The organism is Klebsiella sp. JN_Kp121, from assembly GCF_040062145.1.
GTDB classification, from domain to species: Bacteria; Pseudomonadota; Gammaproteobacteria; order Enterobacterales; family Enterobacteriaceae; genus Klebsiella; species Klebsiella aerogenes.
Window position 1 is genome coordinate 57905 of sequence record NZ_JBEAHX010000034.1, and the last position, 15824, is coordinate 73728.

The 15824-nt window shown below is 55.3% G+C and carries 18 protein-coding genes; 7 read left to right on the plus strand and 11 right to left on the minus strand.

Annotation, left to right across the window (positions count from 1 at the left end):
• Positions 1–562 precede the first annotated feature (562 nt).
• From ABLU86_RS22065 to mtgA, 4 genes are all read left to right on the plus strand, one after another.
• Complete coding sequence (locus ABLU86_RS22065) at positions 563–1489, plus strand: TIGR01212 family radical SAM protein (protein ID WP_032710614.1); 927 nt, start codon at positions 563–565, stop codon at positions 1487–1489.
• Positions 1490–1596: 107 nt separating this feature from the next.
• Positions 1597–3933, plus strand: coding sequence for an aerobic respiration two-component sensor histidine kinase ArcB (arcB, locus tag ABLU86_RS22070; RefSeq protein ID WP_015369488.1), 2337 nt, complete (start codon positions 1597–1599; stop codon positions 3931–3933).
• A gap of 234 nt (positions 3934–4167) precedes the next feature.
• Positions 4168–4821 (plus strand): isoprenoid biosynthesis glyoxalase ElbB, encoded by a 654-nt coding sequence (elbB, locus tag ABLU86_RS22075; RefSeq protein ID WP_020077831.1) that lies wholly within the window; start codon positions 4168–4170, stop codon positions 4819–4821.
• Complete coding sequence (gene mtgA / locus ABLU86_RS22080; protein ID WP_015369490.1) at positions 4818–5543, plus strand: monofunctional biosynthetic peptidoglycan transglycosylase; 726 nt, start codon at positions 4818–4820, stop codon at positions 5541–5543. Before elbB ends, mtgA begins: the two co-directional genes overlap by 4 nt.
• Before the next feature lie 22 nt (positions 5544–5565).
• On the opposite strand, the gene npr is transcribed toward mtgA, so the two are convergent.
• Genes npr through ABLU86_RS22135 form a run of 11 tightly spaced genes read right to left on the minus strand, consistent with a single transcriptional unit; the run spans position 5566 to position 13450 of the window.
• Positions 5566–5838, minus strand: coding sequence for a PTS phosphocarrier protein NPr (gene npr, locus ABLU86_RS22085; protein WP_002918431.1), 273 nt, complete (start codon positions 5836–5838; stop codon positions 5566–5568).
• A complete protein-coding gene (gene rapZ / locus ABLU86_RS22090; RefSeq protein WP_015369491.1) occupies positions 5835–6689 on the minus strand; it encodes an RNase adapter RapZ in 855 nt (284 codons plus the stop codon). The genes npr and rapZ overlap by 4 nt, the downstream gene beginning before the upstream one ends.
• 45 nt (positions 6690–6734) lie before the next feature.
• The gene (gene ptsN, locus ABLU86_RS22095) at positions 6735–7223 is read right to left on the minus strand and encodes a PTS IIA-like nitrogen regulatory protein PtsN (protein WP_015369492.1); all 489 of its coding nucleotides are present in this window, start codon (positions 7221–7223) and stop codon (positions 6735–6737) included.
• A gap of 58 nt (positions 7224–7281) precedes the next feature.
• Complete coding sequence (gene hpf, locus ABLU86_RS22100) at positions 7282–7569, minus strand: ribosome hibernation promoting factor (RefSeq protein WP_004125711.1); 288 nt, start codon at positions 7567–7569, stop codon at positions 7282–7284.
• A gap of 22 nt (positions 7570–7591) precedes the next feature.
• Positions 7592–9025 (minus strand): RNA polymerase factor sigma-54, encoded by a 1434-nt coding sequence (gene rpoN, locus ABLU86_RS22105; RefSeq protein WP_015703606.1) that lies wholly within the window; start codon positions 9023–9025, stop codon positions 7592–7594.
• A 47-nt stretch (positions 9026–9072) separates the two neighbouring features.
• Positions 9073–9798, minus strand: a complete 726-nt coding sequence (gene lptB, locus ABLU86_RS22110; RefSeq protein ID WP_004206203.1) for an LPS export ABC transporter ATP-binding protein — start codon at positions 9796–9798, stop codon at positions 9073–9075.
• Between the two features lie 6 nt (positions 9799–9804).
• A complete protein-coding gene (lptA, locus tag ABLU86_RS22115) occupies positions 9805–10350 on the minus strand; it encodes a lipopolysaccharide ABC transporter substrate-binding protein LptA (RefSeq protein ID WP_015369494.1) in 546 nt (181 codons plus the stop codon).
• Entirely contained in the window at positions 10319–10894 is a 576-nt protein-coding gene (lptC, locus tag ABLU86_RS22120; protein WP_015369495.1) for an LPS export ABC transporter periplasmic protein LptC, read from the minus strand. Before lptC ends, lptA begins: the two co-directional genes overlap by 32 nt.
• Entirely contained in the window at positions 10891–11457 is a 567-nt protein-coding gene (gene kdsC, locus ABLU86_RS22125) for a 3-deoxy-manno-octulosonate-8-phosphatase KdsC (protein ID WP_015369496.1), read from the minus strand. Before kdsC ends, lptC begins: the two co-directional genes overlap by 4 nt.
• A gap of 14 nt (positions 11458–11471) precedes the next feature.
• On the minus strand, positions 11472–12458 hold the full coding sequence (gene kdsD, locus ABLU86_RS22130) for an arabinose-5-phosphate isomerase KdsD (RefSeq protein ID WP_015369497.1): 987 nt from the start codon (positions 12456–12458) through the stop codon (positions 11472–11474).
• A gap of 14 nt (positions 12459–12472) precedes the next feature.
• Positions 12473–13450, minus strand: a complete 978-nt coding sequence (locus ABLU86_RS22135; RefSeq protein WP_015369498.1) for a calcium/sodium antiporter — start codon at positions 13448–13450, stop codon at positions 12473–12475.
• 206 nt (positions 13451–13656) lie between these two features.
• Between ABLU86_RS22135 and mlaF the strand changes: the two genes are divergently transcribed.
• Genes mlaF through mlaD form a run of 3 tightly spaced genes read left to right on the plus strand, consistent with a single transcriptional unit; the run spans position 13657 to position 15815 of the window.
• Complete coding sequence (gene mlaF, locus ABLU86_RS22140) at positions 13657–14469, plus strand: phospholipid ABC transporter ATP-binding protein MlaF (RefSeq protein ID WP_015369499.1); 813 nt, start codon at positions 13657–13659, stop codon at positions 14467–14469.
• A 7-nt stretch (positions 14470–14476) separates the two neighbouring features.
• Positions 14477–15259, plus strand: coding sequence for a lipid asymmetry maintenance ABC transporter permease subunit MlaE (mlaE, locus tag ABLU86_RS22145; RefSeq protein ID WP_015369500.1), 783 nt, complete (start codon positions 14477–14479; stop codon positions 15257–15259).
• A gap of 4 nt (positions 15260–15263) precedes the next feature.
• A complete protein-coding gene (mlaD, locus tag ABLU86_RS22150; RefSeq protein WP_015369501.1) occupies positions 15264–15815 on the plus strand; it encodes an outer membrane lipid asymmetry maintenance protein MlaD in 552 nt (183 codons plus the stop codon).
• Positions 15816–15824: the final 9 nt, after the last annotated feature.

Sequence of the window (15824 nt, forward strand, 5' to 3'; positions counted from 1 at the left end):
TTTTCGCATCGGTACACAAGTTTGAGGACTTGCTATTAAGAGGGAATCTCAATTACTGCATAAATATGATGAGCAGAGCGCTCATCCAGAAAGCTTCCAGCGGATTCCCAACTTAGCGAGAATCCACACTTACGTCAAATGGCAATCTTATTTATACAAAAGTGTGCTAAGAGGTGTTTAATTTTTTGATTTTAAAAAGAATTGTTGTTTTTTTAAAGGCATATAAACTCTCAGGGATGCGTAATCTAGTGTGATCTGTCTCACTATATCCGCAGCCTAAGATTACCTTTCTGTGCTGAATTGTATTTTTATGGCGGAATATTTGACTGCTGGTTATCTTAATAGCAGGAAATAAAACTGTTTTTTGCTGCGACAAAGATAATTGAAACTCAGCATTGAAGTATAAGTAAATGTTATTACCGCGAGTGTGAATGAAACCGCGTTTATTTTGATTTAATATGCAATGAGGTAAGCGGCCGCGCTGACGATTGATCCAGGTCATCGCCGTCGGAGGCTAAAAATGGCAGGCTTGGCCCCTTTCTTGAGGCCGGTCTATCAGATTATGCAGTTACAAAAATTAGTCAACATGTTTGGTGGGGATCTTACGCGCCGCTACGGCGAAAAGGTTCATAAACTGACGCTGCATGGTGGATTTAGCTGCCCGAACCGGGATGGCACAATTGGCCGCGGCGGCTGCACATTTTGTAATGTCGCCTCCTTCGCCGACGAGGCCCAGCAGTACCGTTCGATTGCCGATCAGCTGGCGCACCAGGCGCAGTTGGTCAACCGCGCGAAACGTTATCTCGCCTATTTTCAGGCTTATACCAGCACGTTTGCCGAAGTGCAGCTGCTGCGTTCAATGTATCAGCAGGCGGTGAGCCAGGCGAATATCGTGGGGCTGTGCGTCGGCACCCGCCCCGACTGCGTTCCCGATGGGGTGCTGGACCTGCTCAGCGAATATCGGGAGCAGGGCTATGAAATCTGGCTGGAGCTGGGATTGCAGACCGCGCATGATAAAACGCTGCATCGTATCAATCGCGGCCATGACTTTGCCTGCTACCAGCGCACCACCCGACTGGCGCGCGAACGCGGATTAAAAGTCTGCGCGCATCTTATCGTCGGCCTGCCGGGCGAAACCCAGCAGCAGTGCCTGCACACCCTGCAACGGGTGGTCGACACCGGCGTCGATGGTATTAAGCTGCACCCGCTGCATATTGTGACCGGCAGCATCATGGCGAAAGCCTGGCAGGCGGGTCGCCTGAACGGTATTGCGCTGGATGACTATACGGTCACCGCCGGTGAGATGATTCGCCATACCCCACCGGAGGTGATTTATCACCGCATCTCGGCCAGCGCCCGTCGCCCAACGCTACTGGCACCGCTGTGGTGCGAAAACCGCTGGACCGGTATGGTCGAGCTGGACAAATACCTTAATGCCTATGGCGTTCAGGGGTCGGCATTGGGGACGCCGTGGATCCAGCCTGCCTGATGTTCCACTTCCTTAACGGCTGATTACCGCCGCATTTTTTGCACAACTTACAGCGTAATGTTCAGAATTGGGTATTATTGTGCGGAGTTGGCGATAAGGAATCCCTCATGAAGCAAATTCGTATGCTGGCGCAGTACTATGTCGACCTGATGATGAAGTTAGGTCTGGTGCGCTTTTCAATGCTGTTGGCTCTGGCGCTGGTGGTGCTGGCTATCGTGGTGCAGATGGCCGTCACGATGGTGCTGCATGGACAGGTGGAGAGTATTGATGTCATCCGCTCTATCTTCTTCGGGCTGCTGATTACCCCCTGGGCGGTCTATTTTCTGTCAGTGGTGGTCGAACAGCTGGAAGAGTCGCGTCAGCGCCTCTCGCGGCTGGTGGAAAAGCTGGAAGAGATGCGCGAGCGCGATCTTAAGCTTAACGTACAGCTCAAGGATAATATCGCCCAGTTGAACCAGGAAATTGGCGAACGTGAAAAAGCGGAAGCGGAGCGCGAAACCACGCTGGAACAGCTGAAAATAGAGATGAAAGAGCGCGAAGAGACGCAAATTCAGCTAGAGCAACAATCCTCTTTCCTGCGCTCTTTCCTTGATGCCTCACCGGATCTGGTTTTCTATCGTAACGAAGATAAAGAGTTCTCCGGCTGTAACCGGGCGATGGAATTGTTGACCGGTAAAAGCGAAAAGCAGCTGATTCACCTCAAGCCGCAGGATGTCTATAGCGAAGAAGCCGCGGTGAAAGTGCTGGAGACCGATGAGAAAGTCTTCCGCCATAATGTCTCACTGACCTACGAACAATGGCTCGATTATCCCGATGGGCGTAAAGCCTGCTTTGAGATCCGCAAGGTCCCCTACTATGACCGCGTGGGCAAGCGCCGTGGCCTGATGGGCTTTGGCCGCGATATTACCGAGCGTAAGCGCTATCAGGACGCGTTGGAGCGCGCCAGCCGGGACAAGACCACCTTTATCTCAACCATCAGCCACGAGCTGCGTACGCCGCTCAATGGCATCGTTGGGCTCAGCCGCATCCTGCTGGATACTGAATTGACCAACGAGCAGGAAAAATATCTGAAAACTATCCATGTTTCAGCGGTGACGCTGGGGAATATCTTCAACGATATTATCGATATGGATAAGATGGAGCGGCGCAAAGTTCAGCTTGATAATCAGGAGGTGGATTTTACCAGCTTCCTTGCCGATCTGGAGAACCTCTCAGGCCTGCAGGCGCAGCAGAAAGGTTTGCGCTTTGTGATGGAGCCAACCCAGCCGCTGCCGCATAAGGTGATAACCGATGGCACGCGTCTGCGGCAGATCCTGTGGAACCTGATCAGCAATGCGGTGAAGTTTACCCAACAGGGCAATGTCACCGTGCGCGTCCGCTATGACGAAGGCGATATGCTGCACTTCGAAGTCGAGGACTCCGGTATCGGTATCCCGCAGGCGGAGCAGGACAAAATTTTCGCCATGTATTATCAGGTGAAAGACAGCCACGGCGGTAAACCGGCAACCGGTACCGGTATCGGGCTGGCGGTATCGCGCCGGCTGGCGCGCAATATGGGTGGCGATATCAGCGTGACCAGCCAGCCGGGGCAGGGGGCGACGTTTACCTTGACCGTACACGCGCAGGCGGTAGCTGATGAAGTTGAAGATACGCTGGCCGAAGACGATATGCCGCTGCCGGCGCTGAATGTGCTGCTGGTGGAAGATATCGAACTGAACGTGATTGTCGCCCGTTCGGTGCTGGAAAAATTGGGCAACAGCGTGGACGTGGCGATGACAGGTAAAGCCGCGCTGGAGATGTTCGAACCCGGCGAATACGACCTGGTGCTGCTGGACATTCAGCTACCGGACATGACCGGCCTCGATATCTCGCGACAGCTAAAACAACGCTATGCCGCCGATGAGTTGCCGCCGCTGGTGGCGCTGACCGCCAACGTCCTGAAGGACAAAAAAGAGTACCTTGATGCCGGCATGGATGATGTACTGAGCAAGCCGCTGTCGGTACCGGCGTTAACCGCGATCATCAAGAAATTCTGGGATGCGCCGGAAGACGATGGCCATGAGGCGCCTGCGGTGGATGTGGCGAAATCGGCATCGGTACTGGATACCGACATGCTGGAACAATATATTGAGCTGGTGGGACCGAAGCTGATTACCGACGGGCTGGCGGTGTTCGAGAAGATGATGCCGGGCTACATGTCCGTGCTGGAATCGAATCTCACCGCGCGCGACCAGAAAGGTATCGTCGATGAAGGCCATAAAATTAAGGGCGCGGCGGGGTCGATAGGCTTGCGCCATATCCAGCAATTAGGGCAGCAGATCCAAACGCCAGATTTACCCGCCTGGGAAGACAACGTCGGCGAGTGGGTAGAAGAGATGAAATCCGAGTGGCAAAACGATGTTGCGGTACTGAAGGCCTGGATTGCGGCGGCGGATAAAAAATGACCCCGGATAAACCGGGGTGCGCGAATACTGCGCCAACACCAGGGAACTGGTTGTTGAGCCAGGATTGTTCGAGTGATTTTTTTACACGGCGCAACCTGAGGATTTGGCTTGCTCGCTCATTAAGATAGCAAACCATAAATATTTTGTTACGTGAATCGGTAAAATATGTGAAGCATAGCGAGTAAATCAAAATTATTTACTTGTTTCATAGAGTTGCGCTAAGGGGTTAGCAAGATGAAGAAGATTGGCGTGGTACTAAGCGGCTGTGGTGTTTACGACGGCGCAGAAATCCATGAAGCGGTCATTACCCTGTTGGCCATTGCGCGTCGCGGCGCGCAGGCGGTTTGCTTTGCGCCGGATAAGGCGCAAACCGACGTGATCAACCATCTGACCGGCGAAACGATGGCGGAAAGCCGCAATGTGCTGATTGAAGCGGCGCGCCTGGCGCGCGGCGCTATTCAGCCTTTGGCCAGCGCCCGCGCGGACGAGCTGGATGCGCTGGTTGTGCCAGGTGGCTTTGGCGCGGCGAAAAACCTGAGTAATTTTGCCGCCCAGGGAAGTGAATGCGTTGTTGATCGCGATCTGCAGGCGTTAACGCTGGCGATGCACGAAGCGGGTAAGCCGCTGGGCTTTATGTGTATCGCGCCGGCGCTGTTGCCGAAGATTTTCCCGACGCCGCTGCGGATAACCATCGGTACCGATCCGGATACTGCCGAGGTGCTGGAAGAGATGGGCGCGGAGCACGTGCCGTGCCCGGTTGACGACATCGTGGTCGATGAAGACAACAAAGTGGTGACCACGCCTGCTTATATGCTGGCGCAGAATATTGCCGAGGCCGCCAGCGGTATTGAGAAACTGGTCGATCGCGTACTGGTTCTCGCTGAATGAGTAAGCGTGTTGCGCCGCTGGCGATGATTAAGCGCCTGCTGTTACGCCTGCTGCTGGTCTGTGTGGTGTTCTGGGGCGGCGGTATCGCCGTATTCAGCGTCCTGCCGGTGCCGTTCTCAGCGGTGATGCTGGAGCGCCAGGTTAGCGCCTGGTTCTCCGGTGATTTCCATTATGTCGCCCATTCTGACTGGGTTGGCATGGACGAGATTTCCCCCTGGATGGGGCTGGCGGTGATTGCTGCTGAAGATCAGAAATTCCCCGACCACTGGGGTTTTGACGTGCCGGCAATCGAAAAAGCGCTGGCGCACAACGAACGGAATGAAAATCGAATTCGCGGCGCGTCGACGCTGTCGCAGCAGACGGCAAAAAACCTGTTTTTATGGGATGGCCGTAGCTGGTTGCGCAAGGGGCTGGAAGTGGGGCTGACGGTCGGCATTGAAACGGTCTGGAGCAAGAAGCGCATTCTTACCGTGTACTTGAATATTGCCGAGTTTGGCGACGGTATTTTCGGCGTAGAAGCGGCGGCCCAGCGCTATTTTCATAAGCCGGCCAGCCGTTTGACCCCTGCAGAGGCCGCGCTGCTGGCGGCGGTATTACCGAACCCGATTCGTTTTCGCGCCGATGCGCCATCAGGCTATGTTCATAGCCGACAGGCGTGGATCCTGCGCCAGATGCGTCAGTTAGGCGGCGAAGGCTTTATGCAGGCCAATAAGCTGCATTAACCGCGATCCCGCCGGGAGATGATTAGTCTTCATCAAACCCGGCGTTGAACAGCGCAATCACCGCCGCCAGCGCTTCGACTTCCTGCGGGCCGCTGGCCTCAACCTCAATTTGGCGTCCTTTGGCGGAATCCAGCATCAGCAGGGCGATAACGCTGTTGGCTTCCGCTTCGGTGCCTTCGTCGTTGCGTAGCAACACTTCCGCATCGAAATTCTGCATCAGCTCGAAAAGCTTCATTGCCGGGCGCGCGTGCATGCCCAGCTTGTTGGTGATTTCAACGGTTTGCTTGACGGTCATGATTTACGTTTTTCCAGCGTCCGGTGACGAGATTGCACGTTCTTACCGCGCGAACGGAAGTAGTCAGCCAGCTGTTCGGCAATATAGACCGAGCGATGCTTACCGCCGGTACAACCAATGGCTACCGTCAGATAGCTGCGGTTATTGGTTTCCAGCATCGGCAACCATAGCTCCAGATAGCTACGCGTCTGGTAAATAAAGTTATGCACTTCCGTATGGCGATCGAGGAAGGCGGCAACCGGTTTATCGAGGCCGGTCATGGGGCGCAGCTTCGGATCCCAGTGCGGGTTTGGCAGGAAGCGGACGTCAAACACGTAATCGGCATCGATAGGGATACCGTGTTTGAAGCCGAATGATTCAAAGACCATCGTCAATTCACGCTCGCGTTTACCTAACAGGCGAGTACGCAGCATCTCGGCCAGTTCATGCACCGACATTTCGGAAGTATCGACGATCAGATCCGCACGGGAGCGCAGCGGCTCAAGCAGATCGCTCTCTTCGTCGATCGCGCTTTCAAGCGACAGATTCTTGCTGGAGAGCGGATGTAAGCGACGGGTATCGCTGTAGCGGCGGATCAGGGTGTTGCGGTCGGCATCAAGGAACAGCAGCTGCGGGGAGAAGGATTCCGGCAGATTCTGCATCGCTTGTTCAAAGATTTCCGGTGATTCCGGCATATTGCGCACGTCAATGCTGACGGCCGCAGAGATATCGCGGTCGGCCAGCGTTCGCGCCAGCTCAGGCAACAGCACTACCGGCAGGTTATCCACACAGTAGAAGCCCATATCTTCCAGCGCTCGCAGGGCGACGGATTTCCCCGAGCCAGAGCGGCCGCTGACGATCATCAGTACCATGTACCGTTTCTCCTCAGTACGATAAAGGTTAAGACGCGACTCACGTTAAGCGTCATCGCTGCTTCCTGCTTCGGTGATGATCTCATACAACTCTTCATCGCTCACCGCAGCGCGCAGGCGACGGCAGATGGTTTTGTCCGCCAGACGTTTGGCGACCAGCGAGAGCGTATGCAGATGGGTTTTGGTTTGATCGGCCGGCACCAGTAGCGCAAACAGCAGATCGACCGGCTGATTGTCGATCGCATCGAAGGCGATCGGCGTTTCCAACTGCACAAATACGCCAACGGCGCGCAGGGTATCCTCTTCAAGCTTGCCGTGAGGGATCGCAATGCCGTTGCCGATCCCGGTACTGCCCATTTTTTCACGGGTCAGGATCGCTTCAAAGACCACCTGAGGCGGTAAACCTAGCTGCTTCGCCGCCAGTTCGCTGATAATTTCCAGCGCGCGTTTCTTGCTCTGGCAGTGAACCTGGCTACGGGTACAATCCTGGTTAAGGACATTGCTCAGTTGTAGAGCGGAATCGTTGTTCATCATAATTTCACCTGAGCTGCCCTTATCCGCGGGCTGCGGATAAGGGCGATCGCCCGGACAATTAGTGTTGTTTCAGTTTATCTTTATGTTTTGTTAACTGTCTTGCCAGCTTATCGATAAGACCATCGATAGCAGCATACATATCCTGCCCTTCCGCACTGGCATGGATTTCGCCACCGTTGACATGCAAATTGGCGTCCGCGATTTGCGTCACCTTCTCTACTTTTAACACAATATAGACCTGGTTGATCCTATCGAAAAACTGCTCCAGTTTGCTGAACTTCGTAGTGACGAAGTCGCGCATGGCGGGAGTGATCTCGACGTTGTGTCCTGTAATGTTGAGCTGCATAGTGTCTTCCTTATCGGTTGTGTCAGACCAGTTGTTTGCGCTGGTTTGACGGCGGAATGGATAAAGACTCTCGGTACTTAGCAACAGTGCGCCGCGCCACCATAATACCCTGATCGGAGAGCATGGTGGTGAGCTTGCTGTCGCTCAACGGCTTCGCGGGGTTCTCCGCGGCGATTAACTTCTTCACCAGCGCACGAATGGCGGTAGACGAGGCTTCGCCGCCGCCTTCGGTATTGACGTGGCTGGAGAAGAAATACTTCAACTCAAAAATACCGCGTGGACTGTGCAGATATTTTTGCGTGGTAACGCGTGAAATGGTTGATTCATGCATCTCGACGGCCTGGGCGATATCCGCCAGCACCATCGGTTTCATAAATTCTTCACCCTGCTCAAAGAAGGCCTGCTGCTGTTCGACGATGCAGCGGCTGACGCGCAGCAGGGTATCGTTACGGCTCTCAAGGCTCTTAATCAGCCAGCGGGCTTCTTGCAGGTTGCTGCGGATAAACTGGCTGTCGGCGTCGTTGCGCGCATTATTGCCCATCGCCGCGTATTGCTGATTAATCTTCAGCCGCGGAATGCTGTCGGAATTGAGCTCGACGACCCAGCGGCCGTTAACCTTGCGCACCAGTACATCCGGGATCACGTATTCCGGCTCGCTGGTTTGAATGGACTGACCCGGGCGCGGATCCAGCGACTGGATCAGGCAAACCGCCTCTTTCAGAACGTCTTCTTTCAAGCGAGTGACGCGCATCAGGCTACGGAAATCGTGGTTGGCCAGGAGATCAAGATGCTCGCTGATAATCAACCTGGCTTCTTCCAGCCACGGCGTTTCTTTGGCAAATTGTGAAAGCTGGATCAGCAGGCAGTCACGGAGATCCCTGGCGGCGACGCCGACCGGATCGAAACGCTGTACGCGCTTGAGTACCGCTTCAACTTCCTCAAGACCAATTTCATCATCTTCGATACTGTCGACAATGTCCTGAATGGAAATAGTGAGGTAGCCGGTATCGTCAACGGCATCGACGATGGAGGTGGCTATCGCGCGGTCGGTATCGGTGAATGGCGTGAGCTCGACCTGCCACATCAGATAATCCTGCAGGCTTTGGGTGGTCTCACCCTGATAGATCGGCAGTTCATCGTCCTGGTAGTCGACGCCATTACCCGACGGCGTGCCGGCGGTGTAGATTTCATCCCAACTGGCGTCCAGCGGGAGCTCGTCCGGCATCTCTTTTTGTTCGAGCGCGTCGACGGTATCCAGAGACTCGCGGTCCTCGGCTTCTGTGGTTTCAACCTCTTCGTGAAGATCGGTTTGCTCAAGCAACGGGTTACTCTCCAGCGCCTGCTGGAGTTCTTGCTGGAGTTCTAACGTGGACAGCTGCAACAAGCGGATGGCCTGCTGCAGTTGGGGCGTCATGGCAAGCTGTTGGCTTAGCCTTAATTGCAAACCTTGCTTCATGTTCAGGGTCAATATCTCCGGCTAAAACGTCTATAACCTCTACCCTATCAGAGTCTGAAGTCTTCCCCAAGGTACACGCGTTTAACCTGCTCGTCTTCAAGGATTTGCTGCGGGGTGCCGTGGGCGATGAGATGGCCCTGGCTCACGATATAAGCTCGTTCACAGACCGCCAGCGTCTCCCTGACGTTATGGTCAGTAATGAGTACGCCCAGCCCGCTGTCGCGCAGGTGTTCGATGATGCGTTTAATATCGATAACCGAGATAGGGTCAACCCCGGCGAACGGTTCATCCAGCAGGATGAATTTCGGGTTCGCCGCCAGCGCGCGGGCGATTTCGACGCGGCGGCGTTCACCGCCGGAGAGCGCCTGGCCCAGGCTATCGCGCAGGTGTTCAATGTGGAACTCTTCCATCAGCTCTTTAGCGCGATCTTCACGCTGCTCGCTGCTGAGATCGTCGCGGATCTGTAGCACCGCCATCAGATTATCGTAGACGCTCAGGCGGCGGAAAATAGAGGCTTCCTGCGGCAGGTAACCGATGCCGCGGCGCGCGCGGGCATGTAGCGGCAGCAGGCTGATATCTTCATCGTCAATGATGATGTTGCCGGCGTCGCGCGGCACGATGCCTACCACCATATAAAAGGTGGTGGTCTTACCGGCGCCGTTCGGGCCCAGCAGGCCGACGATTTCACCGGAGTTGACGGTCAGGCTGACGTCTTCCACCACGCGGCGGCCTTTGTAGGCTTTGGCGAGATTTTTTGCAGTTAATGTTGCCATAACGGATTACTTACCTTTCTTCTGCTGATCGCCGCTTTTGTCCTGCAACTGCGAAGGTACCAGCACCGTAGTCACGCGACCGCCTTTGTTGCTGAAGGCCTGCATTTTCTGCTCTTTCACCAGATAGGTGATTTTGTCGCCCTGAATATTGCTATCCAGCTGTTCCAGATGCGCGTTGCCGGTCAGCACCACGAAATCGTTCTGCAGTTCATAATGCATTTTCGACGCGCGGCCTTTCACCGGCTTGCCGTTGTCCTGCATCTGATAGAAGGTGGCCGGATTGCCGAAACCGTCGATCACCTCTTTGCCTTTTTCACCGCCAGGGCGGGTAACCACGACTTTGTCGGCATTGATTTTAATGGTCCCCTGGGTGACGACCACGTTGCCGGTGAAGGTCACGACGTTGCCCTGCATATCCAACGACTGCTGATCGGACTCGATGTGAATCGGCTGATCGGTATCGCCGGTTTTTGCCAGAGCCGGCAGGCTGGCGGCCAGAAGCGCGCTTGCGAGCGCAATGTTAAGGCTGAGTTTGTTTGTTCTGAATTTCATAAGAGGTTCTAACCTTTTCAATCAGCTCGGCATTTTTGCTGCGTAGGTTCCCGCGCATTTTCAGGCCGCTGGAATTAAATGTTGTTCCGTACAACGTCACCATATCGTCAGAGGTTACATCCTGGGTCACCAGGTTTACCTGCGCGTTATCGGTGGTAATTTTGCGCAGTTGAGAGTCGGGGCTCAACGCGTCGACCTCAACATGGCCGTAAAGATACAGCATACGGTCGTTGGTTAACTTGGCTTTATCCGCTCTGATTGACCAGGTCGGAACCTTATTGGTATCAAAGGTGGTCATCACCGGATTGGTGAACCACGATACTTCTTGTTCGGAAAAGTATTCGACATGCTCGGCTATCAGACGATAGCTCAGCGCGCCTTCCGGGCTGTACACCACGGTATCGGTATGCTCGCTTTTATACGTCGGATCGTTAGGATTGACCGCGACGGTCGCGGTGTCGTCCGTACTTGCCAGGTTTAGGCCGATCAGGATCAACGCGACCAGCGATAGTAAGATGATAACCCAACGTCTGGTTTTACTCATATTGATTGCCCTTTGGCCTCATCAAGCTTGCCCTGCGCCAATAGTAACAAATCGCAGACTTCGCGTACCGCGCCGCGTCCGCCGTTAATTCGCGTGACGTAATTCGCCCGCGGGAGTAGCAGCGGATGCGCATCGGCGACGGCGACGCTTAAACCGACTTCCGCCATTACCGGCCAGTCGATCAGATCGTCGCCAATATAAGCGACTTCATCCGGACGAACCGCCAGTTTGCTTAATAATTCACGAAACGCCAACAGCTTATCGGACTGACCTTGATACAGATGCGTAATGCCCAACGTCTGGCAGCGGTCTTCTACCAGTTTAGCTTTTCGCCCGGTAATAATCGCGACTTCAATACCGGAAGTCAGCGCGCAGCGGATCCCGTAGCCATCGCGGACGTTAAACGCTTTCAGCTCTTCGCCGTTGTTGCCCATATAGATAAGACCATCGGAAAGCACGCCGTCGACGTCGAGGATCAGTAAACGGATCTTCGCCGCCCGGTCGATAAATTCCTGGCTTACCGGCCCGTAGCAGGTGTCGACCTGGGCATCAGCATTATTCATTATTTTATCCTTACTTACACTACGCCAGCGCGCAGCAGATCGTGCATATGTACCACACCTAGCAGCCGGTCGCCATCGGCAACCAGCACGCAGGTGATATGGCGGGACTGCATCAGGTTGAGCGCATCTACCGCCAGCATGCCTGGACGAATGCGGATCCCGCCTGGGGTCATGACTTCAGCGATGCTGGCGTTGCGCATATCGACGCCGGTATCGAAGACGCGGCGCAGGTCGCCATCGGTGAAGATGCCGATGATATTCATCTCGTCATCGCAGATGGCCGTCATGCCCAGATTTTTGCGGGTGATTTCCAGCAGCGCGTCGCGCAGGGTAGCCTGCAGGCCGACGTGGGGGATCTCGTCGCCAGTATGCATAATATCATTGACCCGCAGCAGCAGCTTACGACCGAGTGCGCCGCCGGGGTGCGACAGGGCGAAATCTTCGGCGGTAAAGCCGCGCGCTTCGAGCAGCGCCACGGCGAGGGCGTCACCCATCACCAGCGCGGCGGTGGTGCTGGAGGTCGGCGCCAGACCTAGTGGACAGGCCTCTTTCGGCACTTTCACACACAGATGAATATCGGCGGCGCGCGCCATGCTGCTATCCGGACGGCTGGTGACGCAGATAAGCGGCACCTGCTGGCGTTTAAGCACCGGAATCAACGCCAGGATTTCATTAGATTCACCGGAATTAGATAACGCGATGACCACATCCTGCGGCGTCACCATCCCCAAATCGCCGTGAGCGGCTTCACCGGGATGGACAAAAAAAGCCGAGGTGCCGGTACTGGCGAAGGTCGCCGCCATTTTGCGCCCGATATGCCCGGATTTGCCCATACCCATCACTACGACCTTACCGCCGCAGCGGAAAATCGTCTCACAGGCGCGGGTGAAATCTTCATTAATATACTGATCGAGCTGGGCCAGACCTTCACGTTCAATTTCCAGAACCTGACGTCCTGCCTGTTGAAAGTCAAAATCCGTTGGCAAATCTATTTGCGACATGATGTTACCCCAATTCATTCAACGAAGTACGGCGCTGAACAGAACAGCACCGCCAACCAAACCATAAAGCCGCCGACCAGCAAGGCGCCCGCTACGCGCCCCGGCTGCCGTTTACGCCGCCAGCACAGCAGCGCGAAGATCGCGCTGACCAGCAGCATCACGCTGTAGTCGCGCGTAAAAGCTTCAGCAGGGAAGGCGCCAGGGGCGATTAACGCCGGCAGCCCGAGCACCAGCACGAGATTAAGGATATTGGCGCCAATGATATTCCCGATGGCGATATCGTCTTCCCCTTTTCGTGCGCCGGCGATAGCGGTGGCCAGTTCCGGCAGGCTGGTGCCGATAGCAATGACCGTTAAGCCCACCGTCAGTTCGCTAATGGCGAAATAGTTCGCCAACACCGTGGCATTATCCACCACCATACGGGTGGCCATCGGCATGACGATCATCGCCACCCCAAGCCACAGCAGGGCGACGGGTAGCGAACCGCCGCGCGGTAGCTCCGCCAGCTGTTCCCGGGTCAGGCTATCGCTACCCTGACGTTCCGCCAGGCGCGCTATTTTTAGGGTAAACACCAGCCACAGTATGGCCAGCGCCAGTAAAAACAGCCCGTCCAGACGCGAGAGCTGGCCATCGTAGAGCACAAATCCCGCCAGTAAACTGACCAGCAACATTAGCGGCAATTCGCGGCGCAGGATATCAGAATGCACGGTAAATGGATGGAGCAGGGCGGCAAGACCGAGAATTAATAGAATATTCGTAATATTGGATCCCAACGCCGTACCGATCGCCAGATCGGTTTGCCCGTGAAGGGAGGCGGCGGTGGAAACGATGATCTCCGGCAGGCTGGTACCGATGCTCACGACCGTCATGCCGATGATGAGCGGCGGGATCCCCATCATGCGACACAGTATTGAAGCGGCGTATACCAGACGATCGGCGCTGTAAACTACCAGCAGTAAACCAATTATTAACAGAGCCGTTGCTAAGAGCATCTAAAGTCCTTTCTTCAGGTATAATCGTCGCCTCGCTGGCCGTCCGTACGCAGCGTAACGAATTCTTAATTTTGACTTTATGTGTGGCAAAAGTAAAACAAATGCCAGCTTTCGCTAACCCGGGCAGGTAAGATTCTGTAAAAATGTTGGGTTTGTGGTGAAAGAAAGCGCCATGCTTAGCCCGAAGGTTTAGTAAGGATGATTTTATGAGCCAAACTCTGGCGAATTTAGTCGAGGTTCGCGGTATTCGTTTCTCTCGGGGCGACCGCGTCATCTTCGATGATATCTCGCTATCGGTGCCTCGCGGCAAGATTACCGCCATTATGGGGCCATCGGGGATCGGCAAGACGACCCTGCTGCGTTTGATCGGCGGCCAGATCCCGCCCGACAGCGGCGAGATCCTGTTTGACGGCGAAAACGTGCCGCAAATGACGCGCTCGCGGCTGTATACCGTGCGTAAACGCATGAGCATGCTGTTTCAGTCCGGCGCGCTATTCACCGATATGAACGTGTTTGATAACGTAGCTTACCCGCTGCGCGAACATACTCAGTTGCCGGATGCGCTACTGCACACCACCGTCATGATGAAGCTGGAGGCGGTTGGGCTACGCGGCGCGGCGAAACTGATGCCTTCGGAACTCTCCGGCGGGATGGCGCGGCGCGCGGCGTTGGCGCGGGCGATTGCCCTTGAGCCGGATCTGATCATGTTTGATGAACCTTTCGTCGGACAGGATCCCATCACCATGGGCGTATTGGTTAAACTTATCTCAGAGCTGAATAGTACCCTGGGAGTGACCTGCATTGTGGTATCGCACGACGTACCGGAAGTGCTGAGCATTGCGGATTACGCCTACATCGTGGCGGATAAGAAAATCGTTGCCCACGGCAGCGCGCAATCGCTGCGTGAAAATAGCGATCCGCGCGTGCGCCAGTTCATTGATGGCATCGCTGACGGCCCGGTGCCGTTCCGCTATCCTGCGGGCGATTACCACCATGATTTATTAGGCAAAGGGAGCTAAACGACTCATGCTATTCAATGCGTTGGCAGCGCTCGGACACCGCGGCATCAAAACCACCGCGACCTTCGGGCGCGCCGGATTAATGCTGTTTAATGCCGTGGTGGGCAAGCCGGAATTTCGCAAACATGCTCCGCTGCTGGTGCGCCAGCTGTATAACGTCGGCGTGTTATCGATGCTGATTATTATCGTCTCGGGGCTGTTCATCGGTATGGTACTGGGGCTGCAGGGCTATCTGGTATTAACGACCTATAGCGCAGAGACCAGCCTGGGTATGCTGGTGGCGCTGTCGCTGCTGCGCGAGCTGGGGCCGGTGGTAGCCGCGCTGCTTTTCGCCGGGCGAGCCGGTTCGGCGTTAACCGCCGAGATTGGCCTGATGCGGGCGACCGAGCAGCTCTCCAGCATGGAAATGATGGCGGTGGATCCGCTGCGCCGGGTGATTTCGCCGCGCTTCTGGGCCGGGGTTATCTCGCTTCCGCTGTTGACGATCATATTCGTCGCCGTGGGCGTCTGGGGCGGTTCGCTGGTTGGCGTCAGCTGGAAAGGCATCGACGCGGGGTTCTTCTGGACCGCGATGCAAAATGCCGTCGACTGGCGAATGGATCTGGTTAACTGCCTGATTAAAAGTCTGGTTTTTGCCGTTACGGTAACCTGGATTGCGTTATTCAATGGTTATGACGCTATCCCCACTTCCGCTGGAATTAGCCGGGCAACGACGCGCACCGTGGTGCATTCGTCGCTGGCGGTTCTGGGGCTGGATTTTGTGCTGACTGCGCTGATGTTTGGGAATTAAGTTCATGCAAACGAAAAAAAATGAGATCTGGGTAGGTGTGTTCTTACTGGCGGCGCTGCTGGCGGCGCTGTTTGTCTGTCTGAAGGCGGCGAACGTCACCTCGTTGCGTACCGAACCGACTTACCGTCTTTATGCGACCTTCGATAACATCGGCGGCCTGAAAGCGCGTTCACCGGTGCGCATCGGCGGTGTGGTGGTTGGTCGCGTCGCGGATATCACCCTCGATCCAAAAACCTATCTGCCGCGCGTTGCCATCGATATCGACGAAAGCTACAACCACATTCCGGATACCAGCTCGCTGGCGATTCGTACTTCTGGTTTGCTCGGGGAGCAGTACCTGGCGCTGAACGTCGGTTTTGAAGACCCGGAACTGGGCACCGCGATTCTTAAAGACGGCGGTACGATTCAGGACACCAAGTCCGCCATGGTGTTGGAAGATCTGATAGGCCAGTTCCTCTATAACAGCAAGGGCAGCGATAATCAGAATTCTGACAATGATAAGGCGGCGGCTGAGGGTCATACTGACGCTACGCCGCAGGCCGGCATGACGCATTAATTTCAGGAG

What these genes read in the sequence shown, in the direction of transcription:
- lptA (WP_015369494.1), bottom strand. Translation starts at nt 10,350, where the DNA reads ATGAAATTCAGAACAAACAAACTCAGCCTTAACATTGCGCTCGCAAGC.
- kdsC (WP_015369496.1), bottom strand. Translation starts at nt 11,457, where the DNA reads ATGAATAATGCTGATGCCCAGGTCGACACCTGCTACGGGCCGGTAAGC.
- lptB (WP_004206203.1), bottom strand. Translation starts at nt 9,798, where the DNA reads ATGGCAACATTAACTGCAAAAAATCTCGCCAAAGCCTACAAAGGCCGC.
- ABLU86_RS22135 (WP_015369498.1), bottom strand. Translation starts at nt 13,450, where the DNA reads ATGCTCTTAGCAACGGCTCTGTTAATAATTGGTTTACTGCTGGTAGTT.
- hpf (WP_004125711.1), bottom strand. Translation starts at nt 7,569, where the DNA reads ATGCAGCTCAACATTACAGGACACAACGTCGAGATCACTCCCGCCATG.
- npr (WP_002918431.1), bottom strand. Translation starts at nt 5,838, where the DNA reads ATGACCGTCAAGCAAACCGTTGAAATCACCAACAAGCTGGGCATGCAC.
- arcB (WP_015369488.1), top strand. Translation starts at nt 1,597, where the DNA reads ATGAAGCAAATTCGTATGCTGGCGCAGTACTATGTCGACCTGATGATG.
- mlaF (WP_015369499.1), top strand. Translation starts at nt 13,657, where the DNA reads ATGAGCCAAACTCTGGCGAATTTAGTCGAGGTTCGCGGTATTCGTTTC.
- mlaE (WP_015369500.1), top strand. Translation starts at nt 14,477, where the DNA reads ATGCTATTCAATGCGTTGGCAGCGCTCGGACACCGCGGCATCAAAACC.
- ptsN (WP_015369492.1), bottom strand. Translation starts at nt 7,223, where the DNA reads ATGATGAACAACGATTCCGCTCTACAACTGAGCAATGTCCTTAACCAG.
- elbB (WP_020077831.1), top strand. Translation starts at nt 4,168, where the DNA reads ATGAAGAAGATTGGCGTGGTACTAAGCGGCTGTGGTGTTTACGACGGC.
- ABLU86_RS22065 (WP_032710614.1), top strand. Translation starts at nt 563, where the DNA reads ATGCAGTTACAAAAATTAGTCAACATGTTTGGTGGGGATCTTACGCGC.
- lptC (WP_015369495.1), bottom strand. Translation starts at nt 10,894, where the DNA reads ATGAGTAAAACCAGACGTTGGGTTATCATCTTACTATCGCTGGTCGCG.
- rpoN (WP_015703606.1), bottom strand. Translation starts at nt 9,025, where the DNA reads ATGAAGCAAGGTTTGCAATTAAGGCTAAGCCAACAGCTTGCCATGACG.
- rapZ (WP_015369491.1), bottom strand. Translation starts at nt 6,689, where the DNA reads ATGGTACTGATGATCGTCAGCGGCCGCTCTGGCTCGGGGAAATCCGTC.
- kdsD (WP_015369497.1), bottom strand. Translation starts at nt 12,458, where the DNA reads ATGTCGCAAATAGATTTGCCAACGGATTTTGACTTTCAACAGGCAGGA.
- mlaD (WP_015369501.1), top strand. Translation starts at nt 15,264, where the DNA reads ATGCAAACGAAAAAAAATGAGATCTGGGTAGGTGTGTTCTTACTGGCG.
- mtgA (WP_015369490.1), top strand. Translation starts at nt 4,818, where the DNA reads ATGAGTAAGCGTGTTGCGCCGCTGGCGATGATTAAGCGCCTGCTGTTA.